The 25,938-nt window shown below is 63.4% G+C and carries 24 protein-coding genes, 1 tRNA gene and 1 pseudogene; 16 read left to right on the top strand and 10 right to left on the bottom strand.

Annotation, left to right across the window (positions count from 1 at the left end):
* Positions 1-9: 9 nt before the first annotated feature.
* Entirely contained in the window at positions 10-522 is a 513-nt protein-coding gene (locus ACIQTZ_RS07900; RefSeq protein WP_402979219.1) for a hypothetical protein, read from the bottom strand.
* Positions 523-573: 51 nt separating this feature from the next.
* On the bottom strand, positions 574-1,539 hold the full coding sequence (locus ACIQTZ_RS07895) for an NAD(P)H-binding protein (RefSeq protein ID WP_402979216.1): 966 nt from the start codon (positions 1,537-1,539) through the stop codon (positions 574-576).
* Positions 1,540-1,606: 67 nt separating this feature from the next.
* Between ACIQTZ_RS07895 and ACIQTZ_RS07890 the strand changes: the two genes are divergently transcribed.
* The 5 genes from ACIQTZ_RS07890 (at position 1,607) to ACIQTZ_RS07870 (ending at position 6,599) form a co-directional block, all read left to right on the top strand.
* The gene (locus ACIQTZ_RS07890) at positions 1,607-1,945 is read left to right on the top strand and encodes a metalloregulator ArsR/SmtB family transcription factor (RefSeq protein WP_402979213.1); all 339 of its coding nucleotides are present in this window, start codon (positions 1,607-1,609) and stop codon (positions 1,943-1,945) included.
* Positions 1,946-2,399: 454 nt separating this feature from the next.
* Positions 2,400-3,917, top strand: coding sequence for a purine-cytosine permease family protein (locus ACIQTZ_RS07885; protein WP_402979210.1), 1,518 nt, complete (start codon positions 2,400-2,402; stop codon positions 3,915-3,917).
* The gene (locus ACIQTZ_RS07880) at positions 3,910-4,506 is read left to right on the top strand and encodes a TetR/AcrR family transcriptional regulator (RefSeq protein WP_402979207.1); all 597 of its coding nucleotides are present in this window, start codon (positions 3,910-3,912) and stop codon (positions 4,504-4,506) included. The genes ACIQTZ_RS07885 and ACIQTZ_RS07880 overlap by 8 nt, the downstream gene beginning before the upstream one ends.
* Positions 4,507-4,593: 87 nt before the next feature.
* Positions 4,594-5,583 (top strand): nitrilase-related carbon-nitrogen hydrolase, encoded by a 990-nt coding sequence (locus ACIQTZ_RS07875; protein WP_402979204.1) that lies wholly within the window; start codon positions 4,594-4,596, stop codon positions 5,581-5,583.
* Positions 5,584-5,591: 8 nt separating this feature from the next.
* A complete protein-coding gene (locus ACIQTZ_RS07870; RefSeq protein ID WP_402979201.1) occupies positions 5,592-6,599 on the top strand; it encodes an agmatine/peptidylarginine deiminase in 1,008 nt (335 codons plus the stop codon).
* A 49-nt stretch (positions 6,600-6,648) separates the two neighbouring features.
* On the opposite strand, the gene ACIQTZ_RS07865 is transcribed toward ACIQTZ_RS07870, so the two are convergent.
* The 5 genes from ACIQTZ_RS07865 to ACIQTZ_RS07845 all read right to left on the bottom strand — a co-directional run bounded on the left by ACIQTZ_RS07865 (position 6,649) and on the right by ACIQTZ_RS07845 (position 9,037).
* Positions 6,649-7,203 (bottom strand): TOPRIM nucleotidyl transferase/hydrolase domain-containing protein, encoded by a 555-nt coding sequence (locus tag ACIQTZ_RS07865; protein WP_397323281.1) that lies wholly within the window; start codon positions 7,201-7,203, stop codon positions 6,649-6,651.
* A gap of 51 nt (positions 7,204-7,254) precedes the next feature.
* Positions 7,255-7,434, bottom strand: coding sequence for a hypothetical protein (locus tag ACIQTZ_RS07860; RefSeq protein ID WP_397323282.1), 180 nt, complete (start codon positions 7,432-7,434; stop codon positions 7,255-7,257).
* A 125-nt stretch (positions 7,435-7,559) separates the two neighbouring features.
* A complete protein-coding gene (locus tag ACIQTZ_RS07855) occupies positions 7,560-7,919 on the bottom strand; it encodes a hypothetical protein (protein WP_402979198.1) in 360 nt (119 codons plus the stop codon).
* Positions 7,920-7,942: 23 nt separating this feature from the next.
* Positions 7,943-8,019 (bottom strand) — tRNA-Thr (locus tag ACIQTZ_RS07850).
* A 139-nt stretch (positions 8,020-8,158) separates the two neighbouring features.
* Positions 8,159-9,037: a DsbA family protein gene (locus ACIQTZ_RS07845; RefSeq protein WP_397323284.1), complete on the bottom strand. Its 879-nt coding sequence runs from the start codon at positions 9,035-9,037 to the stop codon at positions 8,159-8,161.
* A gap of 166 nt (positions 9,038-9,203) precedes the next feature.
* Between ACIQTZ_RS07845 and ACIQTZ_RS07840 the strand changes: the two genes are divergently transcribed.
* From ACIQTZ_RS07840 to ACIQTZ_RS07820, 5 genes are all read left to right on the top strand, one after another.
* Positions 9,204-10,682, top strand: coding sequence for a trehalose-6-phosphate synthase (locus ACIQTZ_RS07840; RefSeq protein ID WP_397323285.1), 1,479 nt, complete (start codon positions 9,204-9,206; stop codon positions 10,680-10,682).
* Complete coding sequence (gene otsB, locus ACIQTZ_RS07835; RefSeq protein ID WP_400333746.1) at positions 10,672-11,475, top strand: trehalose-phosphatase; 804 nt, start codon at positions 10,672-10,674, stop codon at positions 11,473-11,475. The genes ACIQTZ_RS07840 and otsB overlap by 11 nt, the downstream gene beginning before the upstream one ends.
* Before the next feature lie 207 nt (positions 11,476-11,682).
* Positions 11,683-12,765 carry an ABC transporter ATP-binding protein gene (locus tag ACIQTZ_RS07830; RefSeq protein WP_402949233.1) on the top strand — a complete coding sequence of 361 codons (1,083 nt, stop codon included), beginning with the start codon at positions 11,683-11,685 and terminating at the stop codon, positions 12,763-12,765.
* A gap of 95 nt (positions 12,766-12,860) precedes the next feature.
* Positions 12,861-14,462, top strand: a complete 1,602-nt coding sequence (locus tag ACIQTZ_RS07825) for a beta-N-acetylhexosaminidase (protein ID WP_402979194.1) — start codon at positions 12,861-12,863, stop codon at positions 14,460-14,462.
* The gene (locus ACIQTZ_RS07820) at positions 14,459-15,871 is read left to right on the top strand and encodes a DUF4032 domain-containing protein (RefSeq protein ID WP_397323290.1); all 1,413 of its coding nucleotides are present in this window, start codon (positions 14,459-14,461) and stop codon (positions 15,869-15,871) included. Before ACIQTZ_RS07825 ends, ACIQTZ_RS07820 begins: the two co-directional genes overlap by 4 nt.
* Positions 15,872-15,892: 21 nt before the next feature.
* Here the strand turns inward: ACIQTZ_RS07820 and ACIQTZ_RS07815 are convergent, their stop codons facing one another.
* Together ACIQTZ_RS07815 and ACIQTZ_RS07810 are read right to left on the bottom strand one after the other, a co-directional pair.
* Entirely contained in the window at positions 15,893-16,576 is a 684-nt protein-coding gene (locus tag ACIQTZ_RS07815; RefSeq protein ID WP_397323291.1) for a GntR family transcriptional regulator, read from the bottom strand.
* Between the two features lie 53 nt (positions 16,577-16,629).
* On the bottom strand, positions 16,630-18,096 hold the full coding sequence (locus tag ACIQTZ_RS07810; RefSeq protein ID WP_402979191.1) for a chlorohydrolase family protein: 1,467 nt from the start codon (positions 18,094-18,096) through the stop codon (positions 16,630-16,632).
* Positions 18,097-18,240: 144 nt separating this feature from the next.
* Here ACIQTZ_RS07810 and ACIQTZ_RS07805 point away from each other — a divergent pair, with 144 nt between their 5' ends.
* Genes ACIQTZ_RS07805 through ACIQTZ_RS07780 form a run of 6 tightly spaced genes read left to right on the top strand, consistent with a single transcriptional unit; the run spans position 18,241 to position 25,363 of the window.
* Positions 18,241-19,278 carry an ABC transporter permease gene (locus ACIQTZ_RS07805; RefSeq protein ID WP_402979188.1) on the top strand — a complete coding sequence of 346 codons (1,038 nt, stop codon included), beginning with the start codon at positions 18,241-18,243 and terminating at the stop codon, positions 19,276-19,278.
* A gap of 34 nt (positions 19,279-19,312) precedes the next feature.
* Positions 19,313-21,034: an ABC transporter substrate-binding protein gene (locus ACIQTZ_RS07800; protein ID WP_402979186.1), complete on the top strand. Its 1,722-nt coding sequence runs from the start codon at positions 19,313-19,315 to the stop codon at positions 21,032-21,034.
* Between the two features lie 11 nt (positions 21,035-21,045).
* Entirely contained in the window at positions 21,046-22,047 is a 1,002-nt protein-coding gene (locus ACIQTZ_RS07795) for an ABC transporter permease (protein ID WP_400272393.1), read from the top strand.
* 5 nt (positions 22,048-22,052) lie between these two features.
* Positions 22,053-23,093: an ABC transporter ATP-binding protein gene (locus tag ACIQTZ_RS07790; protein ID WP_402979183.1), complete on the top strand. Its 1,041-nt coding sequence runs from the start codon at positions 22,053-22,055 to the stop codon at positions 23,091-23,093.
* A 7-nt stretch (positions 23,094-23,100) separates the two neighbouring features.
* A complete protein-coding gene (locus tag ACIQTZ_RS07785; protein ID WP_402979180.1) occupies positions 23,101-24,123 on the top strand; it encodes an ABC transporter ATP-binding protein in 1,023 nt (340 codons plus the stop codon).
* A 22-nt stretch (positions 24,124-24,145) separates the two neighbouring features.
* Entirely contained in the window at positions 24,146-25,363 is a 1,218-nt protein-coding gene (locus ACIQTZ_RS07780; protein WP_400333720.1) for an amidohydrolase family protein, read from the top strand.
* 97 nt (positions 25,364-25,460) lie between these two features.
* On the opposite strand, the pseudogene ACIQTZ_RS07775 reads toward ACIQTZ_RS07780, so the two are convergent.
* Positions 25,461-25,938: pseudogene (locus tag ACIQTZ_RS07775) on the bottom strand (hypothetical protein); the annotation flags it as partial.

Here is a 25,938-nt window from a genome sequence, read left to right as displayed (position 1 = left end):
CGTTCGTCCCTAAGGCGTATAGAACGGGTGGACGCTTTCGCGGACAGGTCCCGGCGTAGTCACCACGGGTTTCATCCGGAGCAGGCGGATAGATTGGATAAGGAGGGCAACGTTGATGAGGATGGCAGCCACCGCGGGCATCCTTCCCGTCGACATCAGCGCATCGACGCTGTTGATCACGGCGAAGGTCAGCGTGAGGGCGGACAAAACCAGCGCGATGATGAGCGGCGCGATCGACGTCCCGCGTCGGGCCACAATGTTCCATATGCCGCAGGCGAGCAACGCGGCAAGAAAAAGGACATTGAGCGCCAAAGCGCCGATTTCAATAATCTTGTCCGTCTCGTCCAAGATCGCCATGAGGTGCCAGCTGTTGACGTAGCCAATGGTTAGGAACACGGCGTTGATCGCACCCACGACTATCAGCCCCACCCCTAGGCTTCTCCGCCCCTTGAGGTACTTGTCAGCATCGAAATCGGGCTTGGCCGCGGGCAGTTCGCCGGGACTGGGAATGTGCAGGCTCATACGAGGATCCTTGGAGATTACAGGGAGTACCCTGTGCGCCCCCAACGAGAACTATCTAGGACCGCGGCTGCTGTCGTCAAGAGTTGGCAATGGGCCGCTGGCCCCCTGAGTTCTCCGCCCCTTCGCGTGCCACGAATTCACGACCCGCAAGTCCTTGAGTCCGAACTTTCCCTCCGGCAGGGCAGCCCTGATGCGGTCCTCCGTAAACGGGAGCTTCGGTTTGAGGTCCTGCGGAAGCGCGGAGGCGTAGGGCGCTGGGTCGCTCACTCCCTCGTCGAGCATCCGGGCTTGCGCCTTGGCCACGAGGGGAACAACCATCAGCCATTCTGTGAGCTGCGCCAAGGCCCGGATGGTCCACACGGGCACCGGCACGAACAATGGCTTGCGATCCGCAACCCGGGCAATCCTGCGCACGGCAGTCCCCAACTCGAGTTCTTCGGCGCCCAGCAAGGCTACTGTGGCGTCCGGCAGCCGACCATGGAGGGCCGCGATCAGAACGGACACCGCTTCCTGTACCGGCACCGGGCTGACCGTCCGCTCACGGAAACCCACGGTCGCGAAGATTGGCCAGGTCCGCACCGCTTTGGTGACGTGATCCACCATGTGATCTCCCTGCCCGTAGATCATGCCCGCCTTGATGATCGTGTAGTCCAGTCCGGACGCGCGGACCAACTCCTCGGCTGCCCACTTCGTTTCGTGATAGCCGGAACCGCAGTCCGGCCTGGCCCGAAGGAAGCTGAGCATGACAATCCGCTTCACGCCGGCGCGCCGCGCTGCCTCGAGCACTGCCTTGGTGCCTTCCACATGCACCTTTTCAAAGGTTTGTCCGCCTATTTCCCGGTTGATGCCCGCACAGTGCGCCACGGCATCAACCCCTTCGAATGCTGCGGTCAAGGCCTCCACGTCATCGATGGCCACGCCGGTTCGGCGTGAAACGACAACCGTGTTGGGACTGGCCAACCGTTCAGCCAAGTGACTCCCCACGAATCCGGTCCCACCAGTAATGGCTACCCGCATGTTCTTGCTCCTTCGCTTATTAGCAATGAAGCTAAACTGTATATAGCTAATGTGCTATATTGCAAACATGGCAGATGCAGCGTCCGAGATCTTCGCCGCCTTGGCACACCCCACCAGGCGGCAAATCCTGCAGGATCTCAAGGATGGCGAGCTGGCCGCCGGGGAGATCGCTTCCCGCTTTAATGCCACCGGACCCACCATCTCCAGGCACCTCAGCGTGCTGCGTCAGGCCGGGCTCATCACCGAGCGCCGGGAAGCCAACCGCATCCTTTACTCGCTGGTCGGCGAGCGCCTTGCACTCTCGGTCGGCGACTTCCTCTCGACGGTCTGCCCGGAACAAATCGTTCTCCGCGAAATCCGAAAGCGCCCCGCCAAGCCGGCAAAGGAATCCCGCGCCCAAGCATGAGGCCCGCGGGTGCACCCACTCCCGCCCCACGCCCCACCAAAGCCCACCCAGCGCACCCACCCCCGCCCCACGCGCCCACTCCCGCCCCACTAAAGCCCACCCAGCGCACCCACTCCCGCCCCACGCACCACTAAAGCCCACCCAGCGCACCCACTCCCTCCCCACGCACCACCAAAGCCCACCCAGCGCACCCACTCCCTCCCCACGCACCACCAAAACCCACCCAGCGCACCCACTCCCTCCCCACGCACCACCAAAACCCACCCAGCGCACCCACTCCCGCCCCACGCACCCGCGAGAAGCGTGGCGCAGGGCGTCAGCGGGTGCGACGCATTCATGACTGCCGCCACTCCCCTCCGGATTGAGACCCCCGAGCACTCTTGACTGAAATTTCAGTCAGGATCTATAGTGAATGCATTGCATCAACGTGATGTAGTTCACGAAAGGCTCTGACATGTTCAGCACGCGCTTCCGCAAAGACGCGGATCCCGTCGGTGCCGAGTCCTCTCCGAAGGACAGCTTCGGCCGCATCGAATCAGTCGGCATCGAGTACATCCCCGACGAACAACGCACTTCCCGCCCACGTAACCTTTTCTCCGTCTTCTTCGGCGGAAACTTTGCTTTCTCGGTCATCGTTTTCGGCTGGCTTCCCATCACCTTCGGGCTCAATTTCGTAGGTGCCGCAACGGCCAGTCTTACCGGACTCGTCATCGGAACCATCCTCATTGCACCCATGGCACTCCTTGGCCCCCGCACCGGCACCAACAACACCGTGTCCAGCGCCGCACACTTCGGCACCCGGGGAAGGTTGATCGGATCCGGACTGACTCTCCTCTTCGCACTGGCCTATGCAGCCATTGCCGTATGGACCTCCGGGGACGCGCTCGTGGCAGCTGCCCAACGACTCCTGGGCATACCCCTGGACAGCACCACGCTCGCCATCGGCTACGCGATCATCTCCATCGAGATCGTGCTGGTAGCACTCTTCGGCCACGGCACGGTGGTCGCCATGCAGAAGTTCGTGGCGCCGGTGGTCGGACTTCTCCTCATCGCAGGGATCGTGGCCTTCGCCCCCACGTTCAGCCCCACAACCGTGCACGGCGACTACCTCCTGGGTGACTTCTGGCCCACGTGGATTCTGTCCGTGGTGATCTCCATTGGCGGCCCGCTGTCCTATGCGCCCACTCTGGGTGACTACAGCCGGCGTATCTCCCGCAAAGCCCACTCGGATCGCGCCGTCCTCGCCGCAACCTGCTCTGGTGTTTTCCTGGGCCTGTTCGGCACAGCGCTCTTCGGCGCGTTCACCGCCTCCGCCATTCCAGAACTGGGCGGCTCGTACGTCGCTGACCTGGTGCATGCTTCGCCCGTTTGGTACCTGCTGCCCATCCTGGTCATCGCGTTGGCGGGCGGCCTGGGCCAAGGGGTCCTGAATCTCTACGCGAGTGGCCTCGACCTTGAAGCCCTCTTTCCGCGGCTCCGCAGGATCCACACCACGCTCATCACCTCGGCAGCCGCCGTCGGGCTTCTTTACCTTGGCGTCTTCGTGTTCAACGCCGTGGACTCCATCACAGCGATGACGCTGGTACTCAACGGCTTCGCCGGTTCCTGGGTGGCCATCAACGTGCTCGGTTTCCTTGTTGCCCGCCGGGGAAAGTACAGTCCCGCAGACCTCCAACTGTTCAGGGCAAACGGTCCTTCAGGACGCTATTGGTTCACCAAGGGTTGGAATCTGAGGGCAGTCATTCCGTGGGCACTCGGTTCCGTGTTTGGCGTGCTCGCCACGGACACCTCCCTCTATACCGGCCCCCTCTCCCACCTGGGCGGTGGCGTGGACCTGAGTTTCGTGGGATCCACGGTGATCGGATCGCTCGGATACCTGGCAGCCCTGCGGCTTTGGCCGGAGGCTCCGGCTGTACAGGATGGCACGGCAACGGAGCGGGGTGAGCACGTATTACTGTCAAACCATGACTGACAAACTAGCCAAGATCCTGACCGCCGCCACCACCTGCATTGCCAGGAGCGGCGTGCGGGGACTGCGGGTCAACGATGTTGCGAAGGAAGCCGGCGTCTCCTCCGGACTGCTGTACTACCACTTCACGGACAGGGCCGGCCTGCTCGCCGCTACCCTCGAGCACATCAACAAGCAGGTCAGCAAGGACGACGCACCTTCGGCGAAGGTGAGCCAAGACGGCGGCAAGCACTTACGGCATCTCCTCCTGGACGAAATCAAGGACGAGGCCGACGTCCGCCGGAACTCGGTGGCGTGGAACGAACTCCGGGCCTGTTCCATCTTCGAACCGGAACTGACCGAGCCCCTTTCCCGCACTACGTCCGAATGGAACCGCGAAATCGCCGAGGCCATCCAGGCGGTCCACGCAGGCACCAGCAACCAGGAAGCAGCCGTCACGGCAGAAATCCTCACCAGCCTGGTGGAGGGCATCTCGGGACGCTGGCTCAGCGGCTTCATCACCACGGAACACGCACGTTCCCTGGTGTCCGGCGCCATCGACTCACTGACCGCTCCCCTGGGCAAGGTTTCCGAAGAGGACCTTGGCTCATGAACAACCACAAGCACCACAACCACATACCGGGTTCCTCGAGAACCCCACGAGACAAGGACCCCTAGGTCCAGTCAGGACGATCCAACCATGGACATCATCAGCAACACCACGCCGCCCGAGTCGTTCGCCCGAAGCCGCGAATCCAGCCGCCAACCCCTCCGCGTGGCACTTGTCCAGCACCGCTGGCGGAATGACGCCGCCGCACTCCGGTCAGTGTTGACCGAGGCCATCGGCAAAGCAGCCGCAGCGGGCGCCACGTCCGTCTTCCTTCCGGAACTGACTCTCTCCAAGTACCCGGCCAACGTCCGCGCGGGAGCCAACCCAGCGCAGGACGCCGAGGACCTCCTCACGGGCCCAACGTTCGATTTCGCAGCCGCAGCGGCCAGCAAACATGGCGTCGCAGTCCACGCCTCCCTCTACGAACGGGCCGACGGCGACGACGGGCTGGGCTTCAACACCGCCATCCTCGTCTCCCCCTCCGGTGAGCTGCTCGCGCGGACACGCAAGACGCACATCCCCATCAGCGCCGGCTATTACGAGGACACCTATTTCCGGGCCGGACCTGCCGACGACGCCTACCCGGTGTACCGTCCAGCGGAACTGGACCATGCCGCCGTCGGGCTTCCTACCTGCTGGGACGAATGGTTCCCCGAAGTAGCGCGGCTCTACTCGCTGGCCGGCGCCGAGATCCTGGTGTACCCCACCGCCATCGGTTCCGAGCCGACGTTCCCGGACTTTGACCACCAACCGCTGTGGCAGCATGTGATCACCGGCCACGGCATCACCAACGCCACCTTCATGGTGGTCCCCAACCGCACAGGCGACGAGGGGGACATCACGTTCTACGGGTCCTCGTTCATTTCAGATCCCTACGGCCGAGTCCTGGTACAGGCACCGCGGGACAAGGAGGCAGTGCTCATTGCCGATCTGGACCTCGACCAGCGCAAGGACTGGCTGGACCTGTTCCCCTTCCTGACCACGCGCAGGCCTGACACCTACGCGGAACTCACGCGCGAGGTGGACGTCGAACGCCCGTACGGCGCCGAGACCGGCGTGCAGAACGCGGCACGGCCATGACGTGGCGCATGCCCAGCGAGACGGCTCCACAGGAGCGCGTCTGGATGGCGTTCCCGCCCGAACGCTCCTCGATCGGGCACACGGACCAGGAAACCCACGAGGCACGGACGGCGTGGGCTGCGGTAGCCCACGCCGTGTTGCGGTTCGAGCCAGTCACCATGGTCGTCGATCCGCCGGATATGGAAGCTGCGCGCCGCTACTTGTCGGTCGATATCGAGCTGGTGGCAGCGCCGCTTGATGACGCGTGGATGCGGGACATCGGGCCGACTTTCGTGATTGACGACGGCGGTCGGCTCGGTGGCGTGGATTGGGTCTTCAACGGGTGGGGCCAGCAGGATTGGGCCACGTGGGGCAAGGATTCCGCCGTCGGGGCCGAAGTAGTGCGGCTGGCCGGCGCGGGCCTGGTGGACAGTAGTTTGGTGAACGAAGGCGGCGGAATACAGGTTGACGGACTGGGCACGGTCTTGGTCACCGAGACCGTGCAGTTGGACAAGTACCGGAACCCGGCGCTGAGCAAGGCCGATGTCGAGGCGGAACTGCGGCGCACCATCGGCGCCACGCACGTCATCTGGCTACCGCGCGGCCTGACCCGTGATTCAGAGGCTTTGGGAACCCGCGGCCACGTGGATATCGTCGCAGCCATTCCCTCGCCTGGCGTGTTGCTGGTCCACTCGCAGCGCAATCCCGACCACCCCGACTTCCAGGTCACGACGGACATCATTTCCCTGCTCGCCACGACGCACGATGCCGAAGGGCGCTCCTGGGACATCGTCGAGGTGCCCGCTCCGGAGATACTGCGCGACGAGGAAGGGTGGGTAGATTACAGCTACATCAACCACCTGGTGGTCAACGGCGGCGTCATCGCCTGCAGCTTCGACGATCCCGCGGATTCCGAGGCCAAGCGGATCCTGGAGCAGGCCTATCCGGGCCGCGAGGTGGTCATGGTGGACGCCCGCCCCATTTTCGCGCGGGGCGGCGGAATCCACTGCATCACCCAGCACCAGCCCGCCGTGTAGGCGTTCTGGTTGAAGGCTCGACGGCGGCACCTCCTTGGGGTGCCGCCGTTCAGTCCGCGCCGGCGAAGGCCGCCACAAGAAGTCCAAGCGGAGGCGGCGCTTCACCGTCCGGCAACGCCTCCACCAGCAGCCGGGCGTACCTCACCTTGTTGCCGCTCCGTCCGCCGAAGAACCTCCTCAGCTGCGCCGCGACCGGTCGGTCCCGTAACGAGGGTTGGCGTTGCAGAAGCCGGAACGAGGCAAGTTCGCCCTGTTGGTCAATGACATCCAGCACGCCCTCCGTCCCCAGGGCACGGATCAGCTCGTCCTCGAGGTCCTCGTGGCAAACATAGAAGCCCAGCTCATCCAAGGATCCTGGCCCGATGCCGACCCGGCCGAGTGCCCGGGCAATTCCGGGAGACTCGCCGGCGTCGCATAAACCCAGCAAGCGGTGGTTTGCACCCGTGGGCCCGTAGCGGTCGAGGAAATGGATGATGCTGGTGGCGCCACCCATGGGTACCACTGTCACCCGCTCGGTAGCCAGATGATGCCCCAGGCGTGCAGCCAGCACTTCCACAGCCACCTTGTCGCTCTCCCCTTCGACCAACACCGTCGTTTCCCGCATATGGCCAGTATGTAGGACCAAGCTGCTGCATGCAGTGCTAAGAGTTACACGCTATTCCCAGGCCGCAACCACTACCAGATCGGAGTTGCCGGCCAGGTGCGTGCCTTTATGGCCTGCGTCCAGGTTGCAAAATGCCGTGAAGCCCAAGTGGTCTGTCTCTGCCGGGCAAGCGTCGTCGTTGATACCCAACAACTCGGTGGGCAAATTGTCCCCAACCTTGAATGTACCCATCCCAGATCCCCCATATCTTTGTGATGTTTGGTTGAGTCTAGCCTGTGGGCTTCCCTGAGCACCCTTCAGTGGGTGCTTGAGCCAAGCGGCCGCCCATGCTCGTCAAAGGGTGATCCGTCCTCGGTTCATGAGGTCTGCACGGCCCGCCACCGTGCCAGAAAAGCTGAAACCCCGAACGTGCCTAATGTGGCCGCCGCACCCGCGGCGGCACCGACGAATCCCCCGAGGATCAGCGCGGTGCCCCGAAGGTCCAGGCCCCGTCCTCCCGCGAAATGCTCATCGTACGGTGGAGGGAAAAGGCGCATTGCGACAATGCCGCCGAAGGCGCAATAAGCGATGCAGGCAAGAAGTCCGGCAACCAAGAACCGGGCCATCCATCGTCTTGGCAGTTTGGCGTGGATGACTGCTCCGGCGATGATCAACAGCACAGAGGGAGCCACTGCCAGCACCCAGAACAGGATGAGTTCCAGATCGTCGTAGTCCATGACTTGATGCTAGCTGGGTGAGATGGAGCCCCCTGCCGGATTCGAACCGGCGACCCCCTGTTTACAAGACAGGTGCTCTGGCCAACTGAGCTAAGGAGGCGTGCGAAGAACGCTAGTCAAGGTTAGCCCAGACCGTCCCCCACCACGAAATTCAAAGGCCCATGGCCGGGCGGGGAAACAACAGCGGCCGGTTGCCTTCGGGAAGAAGGCAACCGGCCGCCGTCGTACTTACCGGGAAATCAGCCCTTTGCGGTGATCGCGGTCTGGATCTCTGCGTTAAGGTCGGTTGAACCATCCCACTGCTTGCCGTCGATGAAGACAGTCGGGGTGCCGGTGATGCCAATCGCCGCAGCTTCCTGCGTGGCAACCTTCACATAAGGCCGGAACTGCTTGCTGTCGATGCAGGAGTCGATGTTGGCCGCACCCACTTCCGTGGCCATGGCCTTGAGGTCCTTGTCCGAGATACCGGCGCTGCCTTCGGCGGGCTGGCGTTCGAAGAGGAGGTTGAAGAAATCGGCGTACTTCTCAGGCGAGGAGTTCACCACGCAGGCCGCGGCGTTCGCTGCGCGCGAGGAGTAGTTGGTGGTGGACTGCTGGTCCAGGAAACCGAGCGGGCGGTACTCGAGGGAGATTTTACCTTCGTTGCGCAGGTTGGTCAGGGACTCACCGTAGGTGGTCTCGAACCGCTTGCAGACGGGGCAAATGAAGTCGATGTAGGCCACTACCTTCACCGGCTTGCCGGCCTCGGCTTCGGCGCCGGGAGCCGTCACGGTTGCGGGCTTCGAAGCTGCCGGTGACGGTACGTCGGCGACGTTCACTGTTGCAGCTGCTGACTTCACGACTTCGCTGTTTGCCAGAAGTGTTACGCCACCGTGTACGTTGCCGTTGGCGGGCGTCGGGCCGCTGTCGGCAATGGGGGCGTTGTTCTGGATGTTGGTGACCACCACCAGGGCGATGACCACGAGGATGGCAACTACCGCAACCACGATGCCCCAGAGGACCAGCATCTTGTTGCGCTTGTCCTTCTTCAGCTGTTCTTCGCGGATTTTGCGCGCTTGTTCCCGGGCCTGGGCGGTCTTCTCGGCCTTGGACAGGCGCGGTTCGTTTGCGGGGCTCATCAGTTCCTCGTGGTTACTCGGCGTCGTAGTGCAACGGGGTCAGTTTACGGGAGCAAACCTGAGGATTTGCCGCCAGCACAATGACCCGGTTGTTGAACGATCAACCGGCGGCGATGATTCCGCCGGTAGGCTGGGATGTGAGTCACAGCAACCCCAGGGAGCAGTAATGCAGGATTTGGCAAGCGAAAAACTCAGTACCGAGGAAGGCGTCCGGGCATCGCCAACCAGGAAGCCGACGGCGAGCAAGTTCGACTTCATGGTGGTGTCCAACCGCCTGCCCGTCGACAGGTCCGACGACGGCTGGCGCCGCTCGCCCGGCGGCCTGGTCACTGCCCTCGCACCGATGATGACCAAGTCCGACGGCGCGTGGGTGGGTTGGCATGGCGCCCCGGATGAGACGGTGCGCCCGTTCAGCCATGAATCCATGGACCTCGTCCCGGTCCAGTTGAGCAGCCACGAGGTGGAGCTGTACTACGAAGGCTTCTCCAATGCGACAATTTGGCCGCTCTACCATGACGTGATTGCGCCGCCCGAGTTTCACAGAACCTGGTGGGACTCCTACCGGCAGGTCAACAAGAAGTTCGCTGATGCCGTCATCCGCCATGCCTCGGACGGCGCCACCGTGTGGGTCCAGGACTACCAACTCCAGCTGGTTCCCCGGATGCTCCGCACGGCCCGTCCGGACCTGAAGGTCGGATTCTTCAACCACATTCCCTTCCCGCCGCCGGAGATCTTCGCGCAGCTCCCGTGGCGCCGCGAGATCATTGACGGCCTGCTGGGCGCGGACCTCCTGGGCTTCCAGCGGCCCAGCGATGCCGGCAACTTCATGCGTTCCGCACGACGCTTCCTGGGGGCAAGCGTCAAGCAGCAGCAAATCCATGTGAAGGGCGCGGACGGCCAGGTCACCCACATCGCCCGCGCCCAGGCTTTCCCCATTTCCATTGACGTGGACCAGATCCGCGAACTCGCCAGCCGCCCGGACATCATCGAGCGGTCCAAGCAGATCCGCAAGGACCTGGGCAACCCCAAGACGATCCTTTTGGGCGTCGACCGGCTGGACTACACCAAGGGCATCGGGCACCGCTTGAAGGCCTTCGAGGAACTCCTGGCGGATGGCCACATCAAGGTGGAGGATGCAACGCTGATCCAGGTTGCCAGCCCCAGCCGCGAGCGGGTGGAGCAGTACCGGCTCCTGCGGGAGGAAATCGAAGGGACTGTGGGCCGCATTAATGGCACTTACGACACCATCCAGAACACTGCGGTGCGCTACCTGCACCACAGCTATCCGGTGGAGGAAATGGTGGCGCTGTACCTTGCGGCCGACGTCATGCTGGTAACCGCGCTGCGGGACGGCATGAACCTGGTGGCCAAGGAGTACGTGACAGCCCGTTCCGAAGACGACGGCGCCCTGGTGTTGAGCGAATTCGCCGGCGCCGCGGATCAGTTGAAGCAGGCTCTCCTGATCAATCCGCACGACATCGACGGCCTCAAATCGTCCATTCTCCGTGCGATCAACCTGGACCCGAAGGAAGCCCGACGCCGCATGAAGTTGATGCGCAAGCAAATCCTTGACCACGACGTTGACCATTGGTCGGCCGAGTTCCTCGACTCCCTTAAGGAAAAGGTGGTCCGCGATGACAGCTGAACAGACGCCCCTAACGCTGTCGCCGGAATTGCTGGACGCCATTCGAGGCATCGCGGGAACGGAACACCTCCTGGTGGCCCTGGACTTCGACGGCACGCTCTCACCGATCGTCGACCGCGCGGAGGACGCCCGCCCCCTCCCGCGGTCAGCTGCGGCCCTGGAAGAACTCGCCGGGCTGCCGCGCACGACGACGGCACTCATCTCGGGCCGCGCATTGGACAGTTTGCGGCTGGTCGCCTCACCACCGGCAAACACGTTGTTGATTGGCAGCCACGGAGCTGAAGTCTGGATGGGCGAAGGCTCGTTGGGTTTGGAGTTGGACGACGAGCAGCGTGAACGGCTGGCTTCGGTGCGCGAAGTGTTGGCCGGAATCGTCAATGTCGCTCCGGGAACACTTCTGGAAGACAAGCCCGCGGGCGTTGTGCTGCACACGAGGCTTGCCGATGATGACGTGGCGGAGGACGCCGTCGAGGCCGCCCGGATCGAGTTGCAGGACCGCCCGGGCGTGTTCCTGAAGACCGGGAAGCGCGTGCTGGAGACGTCGGTGGTCCATGCTTCCAAGGGCGAGGCAGTGGAGTTCCTGCGCCAAGCGACGGGAGCTACGGCCATCCTGTTCGCTGGCGACGATGTGACGGACGAGGACGCGCTGGGCCGGCTCCTGGGCGATGACGTGGGCATCAAAGTAGGACTCGACTTCACCCAGGCCGCGTTCCGCGTGGAAGCTCCCATGCACGTGGCCGAGCTCTTGGAGGCGCTGCTCCGTGAACGCCGTCGGGCCACCACCAACGCCTAGCGTGTGATGAACGCAACATGTGATCTTTGCAACAAATTCGACAGAGGGTCGAAGTGTCTGTAATACTCTTGCTTGTGACGTGACGCACATTATCGTGCGACGCCACGCATAACTCCTCGGCTTTGGCCGAGGAGTTTCAACTGAAGAAAATGAACCATTCACAACGGATCGTCCGGCACGTACCTGCCGGTGAAGGGATTGATAACTGTGGCTACAGTTACTTTTGATAACGCTACGCGTCTGTACCCGGGCACAGATAAGCCCGCCGTCGATAAGCTCAACATCGACATCGCCGATGGCGAATTCCTGGTCCTCGTTGGACCTTCCGGTTGCGGTAAGTCCACCTCCCTGCGCATGCTCGCAGGTCTTGAGGATGTGAACGCCGGCCGCATCCTGATCGGTGACCGCGACGTCACGGATGTTCCGCCTAAGGACCGCGACATCGCAATGGTCTTCCAGAACTACGCTCTTTACCCGCACATGACCGTTGCGGACAACATGGGCTTCGCCCTCAAGATCGCCGGCGTTTCCAAGGAAGAGCGCGCAGAGCGTGTCCGCGAAGCCGCCAAGCTCCTGGACCTCGAGCAGTACCTGGACCGCAAGCCGAAGGCACTCTCCGGTGGTCAGCGCCAGCGTGTTGCCATGGGCCGTGCAATCGTCCGTAACCCGCAGGTCTTCCTCATGGATGAGCCGCTCTCCAACCTTGACGCCAAGCTCCGTGTCCAGACCCGTACGCAGATCGCATCCCTGACCCGCCGCCTCGGCGTCACCACGGTTTACGTGACGCACGACCAGGTTGAGGCCATGACCATGGGTGACCGCGTGGCAGTCCTCAAGGACGGCCTCCTCCAGCAGGTCGACACCCCTCGTAACCTCTACGACCGCCCGCAGAACGTCTTCGTTGCAGGCTTCATCGGCTCCCCTGCCATGAACCTGCTGGAACTGCCGGTTGTTGACGGCGGCGTCCAGTTCGGTGGCACCGTCTACCCGGTCAAGCACGACGTCCTGGATGACGCTTCGGGCAAGACCGTCACGGTTGGTACCCGCCCCGAGGACCTCGAAACGGTCGGCCAGGGCGAAGGCCTGCAGGTTGAGGTTGACGTGGTTGAAGAACTCGGTGCCGACGCTTACGTCTACGGCCACACCACCCTCGATGGCAAGAGCCACGACATCGTTGCCCGCGTCGACGGTCGCCGTCCTCCGATGAAGGGCGAGTCCATCTTCGTCCGTCCGCAGTCCGGCCACGTGCACCTGTTCGACACCAAGACCGGCCTGCGCCTGGGCGACTAGTCACCCTCGCCTAACCGGCCGTCAGCAGACAGCGGCCCGACCCTCACCGGTCGGGCCGCTCTCTCGTTAACCCCTTCTCTGTCGGAAAGAACGGTATGAACTCCACGGACAACCTGATCCCCCGGCCCCAACACGTCGTGCCCCTTGAAGGTCACGCCTTCGAGATCACGAACACCACCCGGATTGCCGCGTCCGAGGGGGCGGAACCAGTCGCCGAACAACTCGCCACGCTACTCCGGCGTGGCACCGGTTTCGACCTTCCACTGGCTAATGACTTCCGCCCCGGGGACATCGCCCTGGAGCTGGACCAAGCGTTCGACGGCGGCCCCGAGGCTTACGCGCTCACCGTCACCGATGCCGGTGCCCGGCTGAGGGCATCAACACCGGCAGGGCTTCTCAACGGAATCCAAACCCTCCGTCAGCTATTCGCCCCTTCCATCGAACGCTCTCTCATCGAATCGCCCGATTCCACGGACGCTCTCGCAGGGGAACGCACCTGGGCGATTCCCGCCGTCGAAATTCACGACGCACCGCGCTTCCCGTACCGCGGCCTCATGCTGGACGTCGCCCGCAGCTTCTTCACGGTGGAAGAAGTCAAGGAACAGATCGACGTCATGGCCCAGTTCAAACTGAACGCCCTTCACCTGCACCTGACCGATGACCAGGCCTGGCGCATCGAAATCGTCATGCCGGAGAACAACCCGTCGGGGCTGGACTACGCCAACCTCACGGCTGTTGGCGGCGCAGTGAACCATCCGGGCGTCGGGCTCACGCCCGGGCACACCGGTTTTTACACGCAGCAGGATTTCCGGGACATCCAGGCCTACGCCGCTGCACGGAACATCCTGGTGGTACCCGAAGTCGACCTTCCCGGACACGTCAATGCGGCGCTGGCGGCGATCCCCCAGCTGAACCCGGACGGCATCGCCAAACCCGCCAACACCACGGGGGACGTGGGCTACTCCACGCTGACAGCTGACCTGCCGGCCACCTACGAGTTCGTCAGCGAAGTCCTGGGCCAGGTCGCTGCCATGACGGACGGTCCCTACATCCACATCGGCGGGGACGAAGCCCACGTCACCGGGCACGACAACTACGTGGCCATGGTGACGGAATTCGCCAGGATCGGCGGCGCAACGGGCAAGACTGTCGTGGGCTGGAACGAGTACGCGGAGGTGGAACTCCCGCGCGGCAGCGTGGTGCAGTACTGGTGGGGCGATCTCGCGCCCGTAGTCCGGCAGGCAGAACATGGTGGTTCGAAGGTCATCATGTCACCGGCAGCCAACACGTACCTGGACCAGAAATACGATTCCGGCAGCCCCATCGGCCTGTCCTGGGTGGAGGGCGGCCCCTTCACGTGGTCTGAGTACTACCAATGGAATCCGGCCCAGGGCGGCCTTGAGGACCAGCACTTGCTCGGTGTCGAAGGTCCGCTCTGGACCGAAACCGTGCGTGGCAACCAGCAGGCCTATTGGCTCATGTACCCCAGGGCCATCTCGCTGGCGGAGGTGGGTTGGTCCCGGCAGGAGGACCGGGACCTCGGTGACTTCCGACGTCGGCTGGGCGCCTTTGGTGAGCGGCTCGCCAACCAGGGCGTCGGCTTCCAGGCCGCGTCCGACGTCGAATGGTCCGCCACAGCGGCGGATCCGTTCACAGAACCGAACAGCACCCCTGAGTACGGAACAATTGAGGCATGAGCGAGCAAAACGGAGCCCAGTGGCACGACGAACCAACCGACTACGGGCAGATCGGCAAGCTCCCCCGGACGGAAGCGGCCAGCGCGCAGGACTCGGCCCCTCCGGCCAGCGTCATTGGCTCGCTGAACATCACGGCCGCTGCCGCTGATCCTGAACTGTTGGACCTTCCATGGCACATCGCCTTGGAAGAATGGCCGGCGGAGTACCTCGCCGCGCTCCCCCGCGGTATCTCCCGGCACATTGTGCGTTTCGCCCACTTGGGCGGTTCGGTCATTGCCATCAAGGAAACGTCAGAGCACGTGGCCCGCCATGAGTACCACATGCTGCGAAAGCTCGCCCGGCTGGATGTCCCGTGCGTGGAGCCTGTGGCGGTCATTACCGGACGGACCACCGCCGACGGCAAGCCGCTGAACCCGGTGCTGGTCACCCGACACTTGAAGTTCTCCATGCCCTACCGCGCACTGTTCTCCCAGATGCTGCGCAAGGACACCCTGACCCGCCTGATCGACGCACAGGCCCTGCTCATGGTCCGTTTGCACCTCATCGGTTTCTACTGGGGCGATGTCTCGCTCTCCAACACGCTGTTCCGCCGCGACGCCGGCGCGTTCGCCGCCTACTTGGTGGACGCCGAGACGGGCGAGCTGTATCCGGACCTGTCCCAGGGCCAGCGTGAGTACGACCTCGAAATTGCCCGCGTGAACATCGCCGGCGAGCTCATGGACCTCCTGGATGGCGGGCTCATCGAGGAAAAGGTGGACCCCGTGGCCACGAGCGAGCTGATCATGGACAGCTACCGGCGGCTCTGGGCGGAGCTCACGGAGAAGGAATCCTTCGAACTCGGCGAACGCTGGCGCGTGGGCGCACGTATCCGACGGCTCAATGAGCTGGGCTTTGACGTCGAAGAATATGCCATCAAGACCACGGCCGACGGTTCCACCATCCAACTCCAGCCCAAAGTGGTGGACGCCGGACACCACCAGCGCCGGCTGCTGCGCCTCACGGGCCTGGACGCCCAGGAAAACCAAGCCCGCAGGCTGCTCAACGACATGGACCAGTTCCGGGCGGACAACAACCCGGACCTGGACGAGGAAATCAGCGCCCATGCCTGGGTCAGCCAGATCTTCGAGCCTATTGTGCGGTCCATCCCGCGGCACCTGGCCGGGAAGTTGGAACCGGCGGAAGTGGTCCACGAGGTCCTGGAGCACCGCTGGTACATGAGCCAGAAGCAGGACCGCTACATTCCGTTGGCCGAGACCGTCCAGTCGTACATCGACACGGTCCTGCAGCACCGCCGTGACGAGGCAGCGATCATGCTGAACCCGGACACGGAGATGCTGAAGATCCTGGAAGTGGAGGTTGAGGAGTCGGGCCGCTACGACGACGAGGAATACCCCGACGCCGACGACTGACGGGCTTTCCCAAAGGTCCGGTTACGGCTCCAGGGTCTCCGCCAGCCCGGCCAGGACGGGCTGGCGGCCCAGTTCAATGTGCGAGTACGCCAGGGAGTACGCCAACTCGGGACGCCCGGCCAGGATCGCGTTGCACAGTTCAGTGTGCTCGTCCCGCTGGAGTTCGTTGCTGCGGTTGTGCGCCAACCCGAAGATCCAGCGCATCCGCCCGAACAGCGGCTTGACGGATTCGATCAGAAGGCGGTTGCCGGAGAGGCGCACGATTTCGGCGTGCAGTTCGGCGCTGATAAGTACGACGTCGTCAGTCCGGTCTTCGTCGATGGCCGCCTTCGAGGCTTCCATCAGTTCCTCGAGGCGCCCTCCGTCGCCGCTTTCGGCGACACGGGTGGCCGCCATCTTCGCTGCAAACGTCTCGAGGCAAAGCCGCACATCGAAGAGTTCGTTGACGTCGGTCAGGGTCAGTTGGCGGACCACTGCTCCACGCCGGGGGAACGTGGCCACGAAGCCGTCCTGCTCCAGCCTCTGGATGGCCTCGCGGACAGGTATCCGGGAAACGCTGTACATCTCCGACAGTTCGCGTTCCCGGAGGCGGGATCCCTGGGCGAAGGAACCGGAGACGATGCCCTCCAGGACCAACTGATAAACGTACTCCGCACGGGCTTCGTCATCGCGGACATTGCCGGCTTCCGGGATCGCCTCTGCCACTCTCAAACTCCCCTTCATGCGTGCGCCCGTGCGACTTTGCCGGACGGTTCCGCTCACTGCTCCAACCGAGCATACACGGGAGGAAACAGCTCATTTGCGGGACGGTTCAAAGCATCCCGGCTTGTGTAGGCTTCACGCATTTTCGTAAAGAGAACCTGGGCCTTGCCACGCCAGAAATCCAGGTCCACTCCCGCGATCTGGCCATCGGCCATGATGGTCCGTCCGGCCACAACGGAGAGGACAGCTTGGCGTGCCGTCCCGTTGAGGGCCAGGGTGCGGAAGGGATCGTCGTGGACACCGTCACGGATGTCGTCCAGGGAAAAGGCCACCATGTCCGCCTGGGCACCGGCTTCGAGCCGGCCAAGATCGGGGCGGCCCAGGGCGCGGGCTCCCCCGAGTGTGGCGGCATCGACATATCCGGCGAGGTCGCCGGCGTCGTTCCTACCGGCGAGGATCTTCGACAACTGCACCCCGGCGTCGATCCCCCGGATGAGGTCCGGCGGGAACGAGTCGGTCCCCAGGGAGATGTTGATGCCCGCTTCTTTGTACGCGTTGAAGGAATCCAGGGTGCTGCCATAACGCATGGACGTGAGCGGACAGTGGATGATGCTTGCCCCGCTGGCCGCCAGCTTGGCCAGGTCACCCCTGTCTTCGCCGTGGACGGCTGGATTGCGGTCCACGTAGGTGGCGTGTGGAATCAGAAGCCTTTCAGTGAGCAGGCCCACCTGGTCCAAGAGCTCAAGGGGCGTAACGCCATGCCACTCCAGGATGAGGTCCCGCTCCACGAGTCCCTGCAGCGAGTGCAAGCGAACCAGTACGTCCCGTTCCCCGGAAGCCGCAGCAGTCGCCTTGAGTGTTTCGATGTCCAGGGTCTCGATCCGGCACGGCAACAGGACCCCTTGGACCAACGGATCGTTCAATCCCGTCACGTGGTCAATGAAGCGCAAGGCGTCCGCGAATCCCTCACGGCCGCGATCGGCGTCGAACATCACTGAGCGTTCGCCGTCCTCCAGCACCACGTTCACGCCCGAGCGGTAGGCGGGCCCCAAGTACCCACGCAATCCGAGCCGCCTGCTGGTCTCGGCCATGCCGACGAGTTCCTCGAACGTCTCTGCCCATTCGGAGTGAACCTCTGACGCGATGGGCATGTAGGTGGTGATGCCGTGCAGGACCAGCTGGATGAGTGCGTACTCGCGGATCTGTTGGCGTTCCTCGGGCGTAAAAACATCCTCGCGACGATTCCTGAAGTAGTCGTCGGACCACTGGTGCCCCTTGGCGAGCTCCGGACCTGCCCAGCTGTCCAGGATGAGGTGGTCGACGTCCGTGAGGGCGTCAAGGTCGATCAACCCGGGCATCAAAAGCGCGTCGCCGAGGTGCCGTTCTTCGTCCACTGGTCCTTGGTAGTCATGGCCAACGTACTCAATGGTGCTGCCCTTGTAGACCACGCAGGCATCCTCCAACAGCACATGCTGTCCATCGAGGAAACCCAGTACATAGCGGGCGGTGGTCTTGAGGTGCACAGGAGCTCCTTCGCTCGGTCAGATAAGTCTCTGGTATTCCAAACAGTACATTAATTGTGATTTACATCCCATCAAAGGTGCTCTAATCTATTTTGGTATACAAGATTTTCCGGAGTCAGCTCCCTTCACGAAACGAGCAAACGGTTGACCCAGTTACAATCCGTCGAACCAAACACCGGCAGCCCACCGCTACCCGCGGCAACGACGCCGGACAGCACGGCTGCCGCCCCCGCTGAAGCGCGGTCCCTGCTGGCCACGGCATGGCTGAGGATCCGGCGCAGCAAGGTTGCGCTGCTGAGCCTCTGCGTCGTGGTGGCCATCATGCTGTTCGCCATCCTTGCCCCGGTACTCAGTGCAATGTCCGGCAATGATCCCTTCACCTCCAACACCAGCCCCGAGGTCCTGGATGATTTCCAGACACCGGGCCTGCCCCTGCCCGGCTACATGTACCCATCTGCTGAGCACTGGCTGGGCGTGGAACCCGGGCTGGGCCGCGACCTCTTTGCCAGGCTCGCCTTCGGCGGACAGGTATCGCTCACCATCGCCCTGCTGTCCACCGCCGTCTCCGTGGTGCTGGGGACCGTCCTCGGCGCGGCGGCGGGCTACTTCGGCGGCAAGACCGACGCCATCATCAGCCGGATCATGGACCTGTTCCTCGCGTTCCCGCACCTGTTGCTGGTCCTCTCGCTGACGCCGATCCTGCAATCGCGACTCCGGGACACGCCGTTGGGTGAAGGCAGCTTCCTTCCCATGGCGTCCTTGGTGATCATCCTTGGCTTCTTCGGCTGGGCCTATTTGGCCCGCATCGTCCGCGGCCAGGTGCTCAGTCTTCGCGAGCGCGAGTTCGTCGAAGCCGCCCGTTCCTTCGGGGCTTCCCACGTGAGCGTGCTGTTCCGCCAGATCATCCCCAACGTCATGGGCGTGGTCCTGGTGTACGCCACCATGCTCATTCCCACCAACATCTCCGCTGAAGCAGCACTGTCGTTCCTGGGCGTAGGCGTCAAGGACCCCACGCCGTCGTGGGGCCAGATGCTCAACGCCGCACAATCAGGCAACTGGTACCTCAGCGATCCCTGGTTCCTGGCCGTCCCGGGCGTGATGCTCATTGTCACCGTCCTGGCCTTCAACCTCCTGGGCGACGCAGTCCGCGACGCCCTGGACCCCAAAGCATCCCGCCACTAAATCTCCGTTTCACCCACCCTTCAAGAGGAGCACCATGAAAACCCCCACGAGAGCACTGGCGCTTTCCGTGCTGATCGCGATGTCGGCCGCCGGCTGCAGTGCAGGTCAAAACCAGGCCAACAACTCCAAGCCGGAGTCCGTCACCGAACTGGCACCGGTGGTGGTGAAGTCCGGCTTCAACGCCAAGGGCGGCAACATCAACGTCCTGATGTCGTCGGACTTCCAGACCCTGGACCCGGGCAACAGCAACTACGTACAGACGGCCAACGTCGGCCAGCTCTACTACCGCACACTGACCATGGCCAAGGAGACCGCCGGCCAGCCTCCAACGGTGGTGCCCGACCTCGCCACGGACACCGGCAAGGTTTCCGATGACGGCCTGAGCTGGACGTTCACCCTCAAGGACGGCGTGAAGTTCGAGGACGGCACGCCCATCACTTCGGCAGACATCAAGTACGGCGTGGAGCGCACCTTCGCGCAGGACGTCTTCACCCAGGCGCCGCAGGAACTGAATGCCGCGCTCGACGCCGGCGGGTACAAGGGGCCGTACAAGGACCCTTCCGCTGTGCTCAAGGCCGTTGAAACGCCCGACGATCGCACGATCGTCTTCCACCTGAAGAAGCCTTTCGCCGAATTCCCCGCTTTGGCCTCCCGTTCCAACACTGCCCCGGTCCCCGCAAACAAGGACAGCAAGCTGGATTACACCAACCACCCGGTCTCCTCCGGCCCGTACATGGTGGAGTCCTACAACCGCGGAAAGTCGCTGAAGCTGGTCCGCAACCCGCACTGGGATCCTGCCACGGACCCCAACCGTTCCGCCCTTCCTGACACGTTCAGTTTCTCCCTGTCCACGTCGCAGGCAACCATCAGCCAGCAGTTGCTGGCCGATTCGGATCCCAACGCCATCACCCTCGATTCCAACGGTGCGCTGCAGACCTCCGACTCCGCGAAACTGGCTGACGCCAAGGTGAAGGACCGTGTGGCCTCGGGACTCCTGGGCTGCAACGACGTGCTGAGCCTGAACACCCAAAAGATCAAGGACCCGGATGTCCGGAAGGCAATCGCCCTGGCACTGGACCGCCAGTCCATCCTGGTCCAGTACGGCGGACGCCGCTTCGGTGAGCTGACGCAGAGCCCGCTCAATGACAAGATGCGCGGGTACGTTGAAACGGAACTCGAATTGGATCCCGCGGGCAAGCCCAAGCTGGAGGAAGCCAAGAAGCTGCTCGAGGGTAAGGAGTACCCCAAGACGCTCACCTACGGCTACGCCAACAACCGCGATGCCTTCAAGAACACCGGTACCGTGATCCAGCAGAACCTTAAGGCCTTGGGCATCGACGTCGAACTCGTGGCCATCCCTGCACCGAACTACTACTCGATCATGGCCAGCGAACAGCTTCCGGACCTGGGCCGATCCGGCTGGTGCGGCGGTGCCGACCCGGCTTCAATCCGAACCTCCGCAGACCCCTTGCTGGGACCGAACAATGACGGCACCAGCTATGGCTTCTCCAACACTTCCCGGTACTTCGACCCGGTGGTGTCCAAGACCATGTACGAGCTCCGCAACACAGACGGCACATCGGAGGAACTGGGCAAGAAGTGGTCTGAGGCGTTCGGCACAGCTTTGAAGACCTACCCGATCGTTCCGCTGATCCGCACCCACACCAACTCCGTGGTGGGCTCCAAGGTGCGGAACGCCCAGGTTGGCTACTTCTTCGGCGGAATCGACCTTTCGATCGTCGGCGTCGAGCACTAACTCCAACCACCATGATCACTTTCATTCTTCGCCGTGCCGGATCGTTGGTCCTGCTCCTTTTCGCGGTCAGTTTCATTACCTTCACGTTGTTCCAGCTTGGCCCCTCTGATCCTGCCGCGGCAGCGTGCGGACAGGAGTGCACGCCCGAACGTGTTGCGGAAGCCCGGGTAGCTTTGGGCATGGACCAACCGTTCTTCGTGCAATACCTCGACTACATGCGTGGCCTGTTCTCTCCCCGGATGATCGGTGCCGCCGGCGCCCAGACCCTGTGCGAATGGCCGTGTCTGGGCAAGTCGTTCCAAACCAATGAGAACGTTGCGGACATCATTGCCCGGTCGCTCCCCTACACCTTCTCCATGGCCATCGGGGCGCTGGTGCTCTGGACCATCACCGGCGTGGGCCTCGGCCTCCTGGCCGCCCTGCGCAAGGGTTCACCGATGGACAAGTTCATTGTTGGGGCGGCTTCGGTGGGCGTTTCGCTCCCCATCCCGGTTACAGGCCTGTTCCTGCTGTTGCTCTTCGTCAACCAGTTGCATCTGCTGCCCTTCACCACCAATGAGATCAGCAGTCCGTTCGGCCCCCAAGGCCCCGGCGCGTGGGTGACCAACTACCTGTTGCCGTGGATAGCGCTGGCCGTGCTGTTCAGTGCCTCCTACATCCGTGTCACCCGCACCAACATGATCGAGACGTTCGGTGAGGACTTCATCCGAACAGCACGTGCCAAGGGACTCGCCCCGAGGACAGTGACGTTCAAGCACGGCGTCCGGGCCGGCATCACGCCAGTAGTCACCATGCTCGGCATGGACATCGGCCTGCTCCTGGGCGGCGCCGTCCTGACCGAGCAAATCTTCTCCGTCCCAGGCCTCGGCTTCACGGCAGTGCACGCAGCTATCTCCGGCGACCTGCCTGTCACTATGGCCATCACCATGCTGGCCGCGTTCTTCGTGATTGTCGCCAACGTGGTGGTGGACCTCGCGTACGCCGCCATCGATCCCCGAGTGAGGCTCCAATGACCCACATGCCACTCGCGCAGAAGACCAGCGCTGTTCCTGCGGGCACCAACGCCTTCCTGGACGTGCGGAACCTGTCCGTGAAGTTCCCTACCGACGACGGCCTCGTTTCCGCCGTCAACGGCATGGACTTCACCTTGGAGCGCGGCCAGACCCTGGGCATCGTCGGTGAGTCCGGCTCTGGCAAGTCCGTCACCAGCCAAGCCTTGATGGGCCTGCTCAAGGGAACATCGGCGCAGGTCACCGGCCAGGCGATGTTCCAAGGGCAGGACCTGGTCGCCCTTCCGGAGTCGACCATGCGGCAACTCCGCGGACGCAACATCGGAATGATCTTCCAGGATCCCCTTTCTGCCTTGCACCCCTTCTACACGGTGGGCCACCAGATCGCCGAGGCTTACCTGGTCCACAACAAGGCGACCAAGAAGCAGGCCCGGACAGCCGCCGTCGAGATGCTTGGAAGGGTGGGCATCCCCAGTCCCGAACAGCGCTTCGATGAGTACCCGCATCACTTCTCCGGAGGCATGCGGCAGCGCGCCATGATTGCCATGGCCCTGATCTGCGAGCCGGAACTGCTGATCGCAGACGAGCCCACCACCGCCTTGGACGTGACCGTGCAGGCGCAGATCCTGGACCTCATGTTGGAGTTGCAGGAGGAAACCAATTCAGCCCTCATCCTCATCACGCACGACCTGGGGGTTGTAGCAGAGGTGTGCCATAACGTACTGGTGATGTACGGCGGCCAATGCGTGGAATCCGGGCCGGTGGATGAGATCTTTTACGACACCCGCCACCCCTACACGCTGGGCCTCCTCAATTCGATGCCCACGTTGGCCGGTTCCTCGGGCCAGCTGAACCCGATCCCCGGCCAGCCGCCGTCGCTCCTCGACCTGCCCAAGGGCTGCATCTTCAGCGCACGGTGCCAGTACGCCGACCTTGCCGGCGACGGCGTCTGCGCCCGCCAGCGGCCCGAACTCACCGTGGAAGACGGTCACGGCAAACGCTGCCACCTCAGCGGTCCGCAGCTCCTCACCATCCGTACTGCGCGATAGGACCGCCATGGATAACCAGCCAATTCTCCAGGTGGAGAACCTGCAAAAACACTTCCCGCTCAAAGGCGGCCTCCTGCCGGGGGCCCCGAAGCGCTCGGTCAAAGCGGTCGACGGCGTGACGTTCAGTGTGGGTCGGGGCCGGACTTTGGGACTCGTGGGTGAGTCCGGGTGCGGCAAATCGACCACCGGCCGTATGGTTTCACGGCTCATGGACCCCACTGGTGGCCGCATCATGATCGACGGTGTGGACATCAGCCAGCTGCGTGGTCGGGATCTCTACAATTTCCGGCGCAAGGTCCAAATGATCTTCCAGGACCCCTTCGCGTCCCTGAATCCGCGACAGACCGTGGGCACGGCCATCGCGGCTCCCATGGTGGCGCAAAAGATCAACCCGCCGGGCGGACTCAAGAACCGGGTCAAGGAACTCCTGGACCAGGTGGGCTTGAAGCCCGAACACTACAACCGGTTCCCGCACGAGTTCTCCGGAGGCCAGCGTCAACGCGTGGGCATTGCACGGGCCATTTCCCTGAACCCCTCGGTGATTGTGTGCGACGAGCCCGTGTCAGCCTTGGACGTCTCAGTGCAGGCGCAAGTGGTGAACCTCCTGCAGCAGATTCAACGGGACACGGGCGTGTCCTACATTTTCATCGCCCACGACCTCTCTGTGGTCAGGCACATCTCGCACGAAGTCGCCGTGATGTATCTCGGAAAAATCGTGGAGCAAGGCACCCGGGACTCCCTGTTCAGCGATCCGCGCCACCCCTACACCAAAGCCTTGCTCTCGGCCGTTCCGCTCCCCGATCCCCGGGCTGCCCGCGAACAGGTCAAGATCAGGCTCCGCGGAGACCTGCCCTCACCCGCCAATCCGCCGAGCGGCTGTGTCTTCCGGACCCGTTGCCCGCTGATCGCTACCTTGCCCGAAGAGCAGCGCCAGCGATGCATGAACGAGGTCCCCGCAACAGCTACCTCCGCCGCTCCGGCCTGCCACCACACCGGGGTGGCAGCCGAGGCATTGGCGGGTGTGCAATAGATCCACAATCAAAGGAGAAACAGTGAACACCCTGATTCGTGCCGTCCGTCCGTGGGGGCAGGCGTTGAGCGATGTCGTGCTCAGCGGCGGCGAGATCACCGGCGTCGAACCCCATGACCCCGCCAGGGCGGTACCGGCAGGTACCACCGTCGTGGAGGGCCGCAACCGCCTTCTGGTGCCGTCGTTCTCGGACGTCCACGTGCATCTGGACTCCACCCGGATCGGCCTCCCCTTCCGGGAGCACACCGGGGGTCCCGGCGTGTGGACCATGATGATGAACGACCGCCTCAACTGGCGCAACGCCGAGGTTCCGCTGCAGGAACGGGTCAATGACACGCTGGGCCGCATGATCGCCCGCGGTACCACCCGCGTCCGCTCCTACGCCCAGGTAGACGTGGACTGCCGACTGGAGCGCTTCGAGGCGGTGGCGACCGCGAAGGAGGCGTTCGCGGACCGCGCTTCCGTGGACATCATCGCCTTCCCGCAGGCGGGTTTGTTGCTGGAAGAGGGCACCGTTGAGCTCATGGAAGAAGCCTTGAAGGCCGGCGCCAACGTGATGGGCGGCATTGATCCGTGCACTCTGGACCGGGACCCCGCAAAGCACCTGGATATCGTCTTTGGCTTGGCGGAAAAGTACCAGGTGCCCATCGACATCCACCTGCACGAGCCCGGCGAGCTGGGGGTCTTCAGCACGGACCTGGTCCTCGAGCGCACGCGAGCCCTGGGCATGCAGGGCAAAGTCACCATGTCCCACGCTTACCAGCTGGGTAGTGTGAATGAGGCCACGACGCGTCGCCTCATCGACTCGTTCGCCGAGCTCGATGTCTCGCTGGCTTCCGTGGCTCCGGCCGCTTCGGGACAACTGCCCATTCCGCTGCTCACGGAAGCAGGGGTCCGCCTGGGCCTCGGCGAAGACGGCCAGCGTGACTACTGGTCCCCCTACGGAAACACGGACATGCTGGACCGGACCTGGCAGCTCGCCTTCACGCACGGATTCCGGAAAGACGAGCTCATTGAGCACTGCCTGGCCATTGCCACGATCGGCGGGGCCAGCATCCTGGATCCTGAGGCCATACGGCTCAAGGACACTGCCCACCGTCCAGGAGTCGAGATCGGCGACCCCGCTGAACTGCTCTTGGTGGATGGCGAAACCGTGGCGTCCACCGTCATGGACCGCGGCAAGGACCGCACTGTGATCCATGCAGGAAAGGTAGTGGCCGACCAGCTGGAACTCGTTTAACCCAGCAGCTCGTGAGTCTGTGCGTTGTCGGGCAGCGCAGAAGCCGTAGCTGAACTGTGCTGCGGCTCGCGGCATAGGGCTCTACGGCGACAAAGGGCTATACGGCAGCATATGGCTCATGGACAGTCGCCGTGGTTCGTGATCGGGTTCGTGTCCCCGATATGAAGAGGGACGCGGCACTCCCGTCCCCCGGCGGCTCGTCCGGGTTTCCCGCGGCGAGGTTCCCGCTGATCACCCGCCCATCGGGATCTCCCGCCACAACGGACCCGTTGACCAGCGACGAGCCCTGGTCTCCCGCCGCAACGGACTTGTTGACCAGCGACCAGCCCTGGTCTCCTGTCGCCACGGACCCGTTGACCAGCGACGAGCCCTGGTCTCCTGGTGCCACGGCCCCATTGACCAGCGACGAGCCCTGGTCTCCTGGTGCCACGGCCCCCGGAACAGGTGACCCGTCAGCGTGTTCAGCGGCTGGGTTGCCGGTTCCGGGGAGTGGTGGGGCTGTGGATTGGTAGCGGTGTCCCGTGGGGGTTCTGACCTCCAGACTTCGTGGTCCCTGATCGCTTGGGTTGGTGTTC

This window comes from Paenarthrobacter sp. NPDC090520, from assembly GCF_044769205.1.
Classification (GTDB): domain Bacteria; phylum Actinomycetota; class Actinomycetes; order Actinomycetales; family Micrococcaceae; genus Arthrobacter.
This window is presented reverse-complemented; position numbering and strand designations above follow the sequence as displayed.

What these genes read in the sequence shown, in the direction of transcription:
- ACIQTZ_RS07900 (WP_402979219.1), bottom strand. Translation starts at nt 522, where the DNA reads ATGAGCCTGCACATTCCCAGTCCCGGCGAACTGCCCGCGGCCAAGCCC.
- ACIQTZ_RS07895 (WP_402979216.1), bottom strand. Translation starts at nt 1,539, where the DNA reads ATGCGGGTAGCCATTACTGGTGGGACCGGATTCGTGGGGAGTCACTTG.
- ACIQTZ_RS07890 (WP_402979213.1), top strand. Translation starts at nt 1,607, where the DNA reads ATGGCAGATGCAGCGTCCGAGATCTTCGCCGCCTTGGCACACCCCACC.
- ACIQTZ_RS07885 (WP_402979210.1), top strand. Translation starts at nt 2,400, where the DNA reads ATGTTCAGCACGCGCTTCCGCAAAGACGCGGATCCCGTCGGTGCCGAG.
- ACIQTZ_RS07880 (WP_402979207.1), top strand. Translation starts at nt 3,910, where the DNA reads ATGACTGACAAACTAGCCAAGATCCTGACCGCCGCCACCACCTGCATT.
- ACIQTZ_RS07875 (WP_402979204.1), top strand. Translation starts at nt 4,594, where the DNA reads ATGGACATCATCAGCAACACCACGCCGCCCGAGTCGTTCGCCCGAAGC.
- ACIQTZ_RS07870 (WP_402979201.1), top strand. Translation starts at nt 5,592, where the DNA reads ATGCCCAGCGAGACGGCTCCACAGGAGCGCGTCTGGATGGCGTTCCCG.
- ACIQTZ_RS07865 (WP_397323281.1), bottom strand. Translation starts at nt 7,203, where the DNA reads ATGCGGGAAACGACGGTGTTGGTCGAAGGGGAGAGCGACAAGGTGGCT.
- ACIQTZ_RS07860 (WP_397323282.1), bottom strand. Translation starts at nt 7,434, where the DNA reads ATGGGTACATTCAAGGTTGGGGACAATTTGCCCACCGAGTTGTTGGGT.
- ACIQTZ_RS07855 (WP_402979198.1), bottom strand. Translation starts at nt 7,919, where the DNA reads ATGGACTACGACGATCTGGAACTCATCCTGTTCTGGGTGCTGGCAGTG.
- ACIQTZ_RS07845 (WP_397323284.1), bottom strand. Translation starts at nt 9,037, where the DNA reads ATGAGCCCCGCAAACGAACCGCGCCTGTCCAAGGCCGAGAAGACCGCC.
- ACIQTZ_RS07840 (WP_397323285.1), top strand. Translation starts at nt 9,204, where the DNA reads ATGCAGGATTTGGCAAGCGAAAAACTCAGTACCGAGGAAGGCGTCCGG.
- otsB (WP_400333746.1), top strand. Translation starts at nt 10,672, where the DNA reads ATGACAGCTGAACAGACGCCCCTAACGCTGTCGCCGGAATTGCTGGAC.
- ACIQTZ_RS07825 (WP_402979194.1), top strand. Translation starts at nt 12,861, where the DNA reads ATGAACTCCACGGACAACCTGATCCCCCGGCCCCAACACGTCGTGCCC.
- ACIQTZ_RS07820 (WP_397323290.1), top strand. Translation starts at nt 14,459, where the DNA reads ATGAGCGAGCAAAACGGAGCCCAGTGGCACGACGAACCAACCGACTAC.
- ACIQTZ_RS07800 (WP_402979186.1), top strand. Translation starts at nt 19,313, where the DNA reads ATGAAAACCCCCACGAGAGCACTGGCGCTTTCCGTGCTGATCGCGATG.
- ACIQTZ_RS07795 (WP_400272393.1), top strand. Translation starts at nt 21,046, where the DNA reads ATGATCACTTTCATTCTTCGCCGTGCCGGATCGTTGGTCCTGCTCCTT.
- ACIQTZ_RS07790 (WP_402979183.1), top strand. Translation starts at nt 22,053, where the DNA reads ATGCCACTCGCGCAGAAGACCAGCGCTGTTCCTGCGGGCACCAACGCC.
- ACIQTZ_RS07785 (WP_402979180.1), top strand. Translation starts at nt 23,101, where the DNA reads ATGGATAACCAGCCAATTCTCCAGGTGGAGAACCTGCAAAAACACTTC.